Source organism: Streptomyces longispororuber (assembly GCF_014656095.1).
GTDB classification, from domain to species: Bacteria; Actinomycetota; Actinomycetes; order Streptomycetales; family Streptomycetaceae; genus Streptomyces; species Streptomyces longispororuber.
In genome coordinates this window covers 20,518-27,929 of the sequence record NZ_BNBT01000120.1, presented here as the reverse complement: position 1 = coordinate 27,929, position 7,412 = coordinate 20,518, and the positions used below count along the sequence as shown (strand labels likewise).

The 7,412-nt window shown below is 70.5% G+C and carries 7 protein-coding genes; 5 read left to right on the top strand and 2 right to left on the bottom strand.

Annotated elements, in window-relative coordinates; all coding sequences use genetic code 11:
- Both IE330_RS28465 and IE330_RS28460 read left to right on the top strand, forming a co-directional pair.
- Nucleotides 1-516: hypothetical protein (locus IE330_RS28465; protein WP_190139017.1), on the top strand; the 516-nt coding region annotated here is incomplete at its 5' end.
- Between the two features lie 109 nt (nucleotides 517-625).
- The gene (locus tag IE330_RS28460) at nucleotides 626-4,558 is read left to right on the top strand and encodes a GH92 family glycosyl hydrolase (protein WP_190139016.1); all 3,933 of its coding nucleotides are present in this window, start codon (nucleotides 626-628) and stop codon (nucleotides 4,556-4,558) included.
- Here the strand turns inward: IE330_RS28460 and IE330_RS28455 are convergent.
- Nucleotides 4,512-4,967 (bottom strand): ATP-binding protein, encoded by a 456-nt coding sequence (locus tag IE330_RS28455; RefSeq protein WP_190139015.1) that lies wholly within the window; start codon nucleotides 4,965-4,967, stop codon nucleotides 4,512-4,514. The genes IE330_RS28460 and IE330_RS28455 overlap by 47 nt on opposite strands.
- A 154-nt stretch (nucleotides 4,968-5,121) precedes the next feature.
- On the opposite strand from IE330_RS28455, the gene IE330_RS28450 reads away from it, so the two are divergent.
- Nucleotides 5,122-5,907 (top strand): helix-turn-helix domain-containing protein, encoded by a 786-nt coding sequence (locus tag IE330_RS28450; RefSeq protein WP_373314741.1) that lies wholly within the window; start codon nucleotides 5,122-5,124, stop codon nucleotides 5,905-5,907.
- Nucleotides 5,904-6,107: a DUF397 domain-containing protein gene (locus tag IE330_RS28445; protein WP_190139013.1), complete on the top strand. Its 204-nt coding sequence runs from the start codon at nucleotides 5,904-5,906 to the stop codon at nucleotides 6,105-6,107. Before IE330_RS28450 ends, IE330_RS28445 begins: the two co-directional genes overlap by 4 nt.
- Nucleotides 6,108-6,191: 84 nt before the next feature.
- Here IE330_RS28445 and IE330_RS28440 read toward each other — a convergent pair whose 3' ends face one another.
- On the bottom strand, nucleotides 6,192-6,521 hold the full coding sequence (locus tag IE330_RS28440) for a hypothetical protein (protein WP_190139012.1): 330 nt from the start codon (nucleotides 6,519-6,521) through the stop codon (nucleotides 6,192-6,194).
- Nucleotides 6,522-6,882: 361 nt separating this feature from the next.
- On the opposite strand from IE330_RS28440, the gene IE330_RS28435 reads away from it, so the two are divergent.
- On the top strand, nucleotides 6,883-7,386 hold the full coding sequence (locus IE330_RS28435; protein WP_190139011.1) for a hypothetical protein: 504 nt from the start codon (nucleotides 6,883-6,885) through the stop codon (nucleotides 7,384-7,386).
- Nucleotides 7,387-7,412: the final 26 nt, after the last annotated feature.

The following is a 7,412-nucleotide window of genomic DNA, read 5'->3' as shown; positions in this document are numbered from 1 at the left end:
GGCCTGCCCGGCGGACCGCCCCGCGCCGACGCCCCCCGGGCCGCCGCGCCCCTCGCCTCCTGCCTGCGCCACCGGCCCGCCGACCCCGGCCACCGGTCCGAGGACCCCGGCCGCCGGGACCGGGCGACGGCCACGCCCCTCTCCCTGCACGCCCGTACGCTGATCGTCACCGGGCTGCTGTGCGTCCCCGCCCCGCGCGCCGACGGGGACTGCCGGGCCGAGTCGCTGACCCTGCACCGGCCGTTCCTGAGCTACGGCCCCGGGCGGCTGTGCGTCACCGCGCCACGGCTGACCGCCCAGGGCCCGCTGCGGCTCCGCGCCGACCGCGTCCACGGCCGCGTCCTCGGCGTCCTGCCCGCCGCCTTCTCCACCCGGGCCGTCCCCCCGGTGCCCCTGCCCTACCTGCGCCTCGACGACGTGACGGCGAGAGGCCTGACCGTGACCGCCGACGACGTCCGCGCCGCGCCCATGACCATCGCCGCCGGGGACTCCTGCCCCCGGCCTCGCGGACGATAGCGTCCGCTCCGTCAACACCCTTGACACCACCCGCCACTTGCCGCCCTACTGGACCTCGCACGGTCACCTGACAACGTTGTCCGAACGGCGGGCAGGGAGGGACGCAGGGATGGGACACGGCCATCGAGGGCCCAGACACCGGGGACGCGGACCCCGAGAGGGCGGACGGCACGGCGGCGGACGGTACGGGGGCGGACGGCCGGGGCGCGGCCCGGTCGCGGTCGCCCTGGCCGGGGTGACGGCCCTCGCGGTCGTCGCCGCCGGGCAGGGTGCCGCGTCCGCCGCACCGCCGGAACGCCCGCGCGCGGAGCGGGAGTTCCGCTCCTCCTTCGAGGCGGGGCAGCCGGCGCCCGACTGGCTGAACACCGTCGAGACCGGGCCGGACGGCCGCAAGCGTGCCGCGGGCGTGAACGGCGCGTACGCCTCCGGCATCCCGGGCGGGGTCAACGACCGGGTGACCGGGGTCCGCGCCAGCGGCGAGCACGCCGGGTCGGGGGAGGTGAAGGAGAACCTCGTCGACGGCGAGAAGACCACGAAGTGGCTGACGTTCGCCACGTCCGGCTGGGTGGAGTACACGCTCGACTCCCCCACCAAGGTGGTGCGGTACGCGCTGACGTCCGCCAACGACCACGCGCAGCGCGACCCGAAGTCCTGGACGCTCCAGGGCTCGACGGACGGCCGCGACTGGAAGGACCTCGACAAGCGCGAGGGCGAGAGCTTCGGCGGGCGGTTCGAGACGAAGACGTACGACGTCGCGAACGACACCGCGTACGCGCACTACCGGCTCGACATCCGGGCCAACAACGGCGGCGGCGAGATCCAGCTCGCCGACCTCCAGCTCTCCGTCGGCGGCACGGAGGCGCCCGCCCCGCCCGAGGACATGCGCAGCGCCGTCGACCGGGGCCCGGCCGGGTCGCCGACGGCGAAGGCCCGCGCGGGCTTCACCGGCAGGCAGGCGCTGCGGTACGCGGGCACGCACACCGCGAAGGGCCGCGGGTACTCGTACAACAAGGTGTTCGACGTGGACGTGGAGGTGGGGCGGGACACCGCGCTCGGCTACCGTGTCTTCCCGGCCATGGACGACGAGGAGTTCAAGGACTCCCCGTACGACGCGACGCACGTGTCCGTGGATCTGGCCTTCACCGACGGTACGTATCTGAGCGATCTCGGGGCCACCGACCAGCACGGCTTCCCGCTGACGCCGCGCGGGCAGGGCGCCGCGAAGGTGCTGTACGTCAACCAGTGGAACAACGTCGAGTCGCGCGTGGGCCGGGTGGCCGCCGGGAAGACGGTCGACCGGATCCTCGTGGCGTACGACTCCCCCAAGGGCCCGGTGAGGTTCCGCGGCTGGGTGGACGACATATCCCTGGCGGAGAAGGCTCCGCCGAAGCCCAGGGCGCACCCGTCCGACTACGCCTCCACCACCCGTGGCACGCTCTCCAGCGGCGGTTTCTCGCGCGGCAACACCTTCCCCGCGACGGCCGTGCCGCACGGTTTCAACTTCTGGACGCCGGTGACCAACGCGGGCAGCCTGGACTGGCTGTACGACTACTCCCGGCGCAACGACGACGACAACCTGCCCGCCCTGCAGGCGTTCAGCGCGAGCCACGAGCCGAGCCCGTGGATGGGTGACCGGCAGACGTTCCAGGTCATGCCGTCGGCCGCGAAGGGCACCCCGGACGCCTCGCGCTCCGGGCGGGCGCTGCCGTTCCGGCACGAGAACGAGACGGCCCGCCCGCACCACTACGCCGTGACGTTCGAGAACGGCCTGAAGGCCGAGATGACGCCGACCGACCACGCGGCGATGTTCCGGTTCACCTACCCCGGTGACGACGCGAGCGTGATCTTCGACAACATCGAGCGGACGGGCGACACCAAGCACGGCGTCGGCCTCACCCTCGACCAGGACAAGGGTGTCGTCACCGGCTACTCCGACGTCAAGTCGGGCCTGTCGGCGGGCGCGACGCGGATGTTCGTGTACGGCACCTTCGACCAGCGGGTCACCGGCGGCGGCAAGCTCCAGGGCGGCGGCACCACGGACGCCACCGGCTACTTCCGCTTCGCCCCCGGCAAGGACCGCGCGGTGACGCTGCGCCTGGCCACGTCCCTGATCAGCGTCGACCAGGCGAAGGCCAACCTGGAGCGGGAGATACCCGGCGGCACGTCCTTCGACGAGGTGCGGCGCGACGCCCGGAAGCAGTGGGACAGGATCCTCGGGAAGGTCGAGGTGGAGGGCGCGAGCGAGGACCAGCTCACCACGCTCTATTCCAGCCTCTACCGGCTGTACCTGTACCCGAACTCGGCCTTCGAGAAGGTCGGGGACACCTACAAGTACGCCTCGCCGTTCACCAAGCAGCCGGAGCCCGACACGCCCACCCACACCGGTGCGAAGATCGTCGAGGGCAGGCCGTACGTCAACAACGGCTTCTGGGACACCTACCGCACGACGTGGCCCGCGTACTCCCTGCTCACGCCCAAGAAGGCGGGCGAGCTGGTGGAGGGCTTCGTGCAGCACTACAAGGACGGCGGCTGGACGTCGCGCTGGTCCTCGCCCGGCTACGCGGACCTGATGACCGGCACCTCCTCGGACGTGGCGTTCGCCGACGCGTACGTGAAGGGCGTGCGCGGCTTCGACGCGAAGGCGGCGTACGAGGCGGCGGTCAAGAACGCGACGGTGGCACCCGACAAGCCGGGCTACGGCCGCAAGGGCATGGCCACCTCGCCGTTCCTCGGCTACACCAGCAGCGAGACGCACGAGGGCCTGTCGTGGGCGCTGGAGGGCTACCTCAACGACTACGGCATCGCGAGGATGGGCGAGGCCCTGTACAAGAAGACGGGCAAGAAGCGGTACAAGGAGGAGGCCGCGTACTTCCTCAACCGGGCCCGGGACTACGTCCACCTCTTCGACGCCAAGGCCGGTTTCTTCCAGGGCAAGGACAAGAAGGGCGACTGGCGCGTCCCCTCCGCGACGTTCGACCCGCGCGTGTGGGGCCACGACTACACCGAGACCAACGCCTGGGGCTACGCCTTCACCGCCCCGCAGGACTCCCGCGGCCTCGCCAACCTGTACGGCGGCCGCAAGGGCCTCGCGAAGAAGCTCGACACGTACTTCGCGACGCCCGAGACGGGCTCCGCGGAGTTCGCCGGGTCGTACGGAGGTGTCATCCACGAGATGACCGAGGCGCGGGACGTGCGCATGGGCATGTACGGGCACTCCAACCAGGTCGCGCACCACGCCGCGTACATGTACGACGCCGCCGGGCAGCCCTGGAAGACGCAGGAGAAGGTCCGCGAGGTCCTCGCCCGGCTCTACACCGGCAGCGAGATCGGCCAGGGCTACCACGGCGACGAGGACAACGGCGAGCAGTCCGCCTGGTACCTCTTCTCCTCGCTCGGCTTCTACCCGCTCGTCATGGGCAGCGGTGAATACGCCGTCGGCTCCCCGCAGTTCAAGAAGATGACCGTCCACCTGGACAACGGCCGCGACCTGGTCGTGAAGGCCCCCAGGAACAGCGCGAAGAACGTGTACGTGCAGGGGCTGCGGGTCAACGGCAAGAAGTGGACGTCCACCGCCCTGCCGCACCGCCTCCTGGCCCGGGGCGGGGTCCTGGACTTCGACATGGGCCCCCGCCCCTCCGCCTGGGGCACGGGCAAGGGCGCCCAGCCGGTGTCCGTCACCCAGGACGACAAGGTGCCCGCCCCGCGCCGGGACGCCCTCAAGGGTGAGGGCGCGCTCTTCGACGACTCCTCCGCGACGAGCGACCGGGCCGCGACCGTCGACCTGCCGGTGCCCGGCCGCACCAAGGCCGTGCAGTACACGCTCACCTCGGCCGACAGGTCCGCCGCCCCGCGCGGCTGGGTCCTCCAGGGCTCCCGCGACGGCAAGAAGTGGCAGACCGTCGACCGCCGCGCGGGCGAGTCCTTCGCCTGGGACCGGCAGACCCGCGCGTTCTCCGTACGCCACCCTCGCGACCACGCGCGGTACCGCCTGGTCCTCACCGGGGGCGCCGCGACCCTCGCGGAGGTGGAGCTGCTGAGCTGACCTCCGGTCCGGCCTGACCGAACTCGGCCCAGACGACCTTGCCGGGGTGGCGCTCCCCCACCCCCCAGGCGTCCGCCAGGGCCGCCACCAGAAGCAGGCCGCGCCCCGACTCGTCGGCACCCCCTTCGCCGACGGGCCGGGGCCGGCCGTCCCCGCTGTCGTGCACCTCCACCCGCACGGCGGCCCCCGCGCGGATGAGCCGCAGCCGGAACCCTCTGCCTGGCGGCACGCCGTGCAGCAGGGCGTTGGTGGTCAGCTCGCTGACGACCAGGGTGATGTCGTCCGCGCGCTCTTTGATTCCCCAGGCGGTGAGCGCGTGGCGCGCGAACGCGCGGGCCGCGGGGATGGACTGGCGCTCGCGCCGGTAGAAGCGGTCACGGAGTGGTGCGGGGGAAGTTTCGCCGTTCATGTGACGAGAGTCACGCTACGTGGCCATCATGGAGCAGTACGTGAGGTCGTACAGCTCGGCTGTACGACCTCGCACCGGTAAAGGCACTGGTTTCGGTGGGAGTTGTACCCGCATGAGCGGCTCGCGACGACGGTCACGAAGGAATGCATCGGCCATGAAAATGGTGGGCGCGCTGCTCGCCGTCCACCGGGAGGCCGCCGGGTACACCCAGAGATCCCTGGCCGAGCACTTCTGCATGAGCGAGGACCAGATCGCCTCCATCGAGCAGGGGCGGCGTCCGTTGAAGATGGATCTGGCGATTCAGCTCGATGACCTCCTGGGCACCAAGCGGACGTTGCAGACGGCTGTTGACCACATGCCGGAGGTGGATCTGGTTCCGCGGTTCGCGGAGGAGTACCTGGATCGGGAGCGCGAAGCCATCGTGATCTCCTGGTACGAGACGATGCTGGTGCCCGGTTTGCTCCAGACCGAGGCCTACGCACGAGCGCTCTTCCGGGGCAGAGTCCCGGTGTATGACGAAGATGAGATCGAACAACTCGTTGCCAAACGCATCGAGCGACGGGACATCCTGCACCGCAGGCACCCTCCGATTGTCAGCTTCGTGATCTGGGAAGCGGCGCTGCGTACCCGGCTGGGTGGGGGCACCGTTTACGCCGAGCAGTTGCGCCACTTGCGTGAGTACGCCGAACTGCCGGGGCTCGACCTGCAGATCCTGCCCCTGTGCGGCGACTCCCACGCTGGGCTGTCGGGTCCATTCACCGTGCTGGAAACTCCTGAGCACCAGCGGCTCGTTTACACCGAAACAGTGCGTGGCAGCCACTTGATCGTCGACCCTGACGAGGTGGCAATCCTGAATCAGAAGTATGCGATGCTGCGGATGCAGGCCCTCAACCCCAGTGAATCCAGGGGCCTGTTGGACCGGTTGCTAGGAGAGCAATGAGCAGCAGCACCGCGCTTGAGTGGTTCAAGTCCACCTACAGCAGTGACGAGGGGGGCCAGTGCCTCGAAATAGCACCTGAGCCCACCGCCATCCACATCCGCGATTCCAAGGCCCCGGGCATAGGGCACCTCACCATCACCCCAGTGACATGGGCCGCCTTCCTTCCGCTGGCACGGGGCTGTGTCCCCCAGGGTGGCTGACACGTGTGTGCCGGGCGCTGTCCGGCGGGTCGTGTGACCAGGTCGGCAGCCGCAGTGTTCTGACTGGTGCGGGCCGGGCGGTCCTCAGGCCACGGAGAGCGCCTTGACGCCCGACAGGACGGGCACGAGCTGGTAGTTGCCATCCCCCGCACCGCAGGACACCTGCGAGTCCGCGCTGCCGGAGACGTTCGTACCGGCGGCGAACCGCCCGTCGCTGCTCGCCACCACCGTCGTGAAGTGGTTCGTCGCCGAGGCCGAGTAGTACACGCACTGGTGCAGGTTCAAGTAGCACGAAGCGGCGGCTCCGGCCTGGGGCTGCTGCTCCGGTGCGGCGGGCGCGGGCGCCGTCGTCCCCACGAAGGCGCATACGCCCATCGCGGCGGCGACCGCCGGCCTCCACGCGCGCCTGATCATCGATCGCATCATCGCCGGGCCCTCCCCGAGGTCCGCTTGTCGCGGACACCTGGGCCGCGACGGAACAACGCCAGGAGACCACCGGCACCCGCCGCGGGTAATGGGACGAACACGACAACCACCCCCTCCAGCGACGTGTCGACCAACCTTGCGCACCGCCTCGCACGCGCAATCGAATACTGGAGCGGGCACCGTAGGGCGCCACACGCGGCGCTGCGCGCCTGGGCCCGGCGGGGCGGCTACCGCGAGGGTTTACCCGCGCCTCAGCCACGCGGACGATGCCGGGCTTCAAGGCTCTCCGTAGGGTGCCGCTCCAGCCACGGCGACGTCGTCATGCCGTGCATCGGTGAGGGGAGAACTGATGAGTCATCGCAGTTGGGGAAAGCGCGTCACCACGAAAACCGTCACCGTCACGAGCGTTGGGCTCCTGGCCGCGGCGGTACTGGGCGGAACTGCCACCGCCGCTCCGCAGGGACCGAACGGCACAAGCGCGGAGACGGCGCCCGCCTCGGCGGCTCCGGCCGTCCTTGCCGAACGAGGCGACGTCTGCTTTTCCGGAGCCTGTGGCAGTGCGACGTTCTCATGGTCGGGGGCCTACCGCCTCAGCAACGTCAGCATGTCCGTGAAGGACAACAAGTGCGACGACAACGACGTGTACATCCGCCTCCGCATCTACGACGGAAGCAGCAACAGCGGCTGGGCCACGAAGAAGCGCCGCAACTCCAGCGGGTGCAGCGCCAGCCCTGTCTCCTGGCATGGCCTGTCCGTCTCCAACGATGCCCGGATCCTTGGCGTGAAGGTGGAGGCGTGTGTGGACGACGCGGGCCGCGACACCTGCCGCAAATCTCCCTACATCGCACGCTGACCCGCTGACTCCCGCAGTCGTCGGCC

What these genes read in the sequence shown, in the direction of transcription:
- IE330_RS28455 (WP_190139015.1), bottom strand. Translation starts at nt 4,967, where the DNA reads ATGAACGGCGAAACTTCCCCCGCACCACTCCGTGACCGCTTCTACCGG.
- IE330_RS28460 (WP_190139016.1), top strand. Translation starts at nt 626, where the DNA reads ATGGGACACGGCCATCGAGGGCCCAGACACCGGGGACGCGGACCCCGA.
- IE330_RS28450 (WP_373314741.1), top strand. Translation starts at nt 5,122, where the DNA reads ATGAAAATGGTGGGCGCGCTGCTCGCCGTCCACCGGGAGGCCGCCGGG.
- IE330_RS28440 (WP_190139012.1), bottom strand. Translation starts at nt 6,521, where the DNA reads ATGATCAGGCGCGCGTGGAGGCCGGCGGTCGCCGCCGCGATGGGCGTA.
- IE330_RS28435 (WP_190139011.1), top strand. Translation starts at nt 6,883, where the DNA reads ATGAGTCATCGCAGTTGGGGAAAGCGCGTCACCACGAAAACCGTCACC.
- IE330_RS28445 (WP_190139013.1), top strand. Translation starts at nt 5,904, where the DNA reads ATGAGCAGCAGCACCGCGCTTGAGTGGTTCAAGTCCACCTACAGCAGT.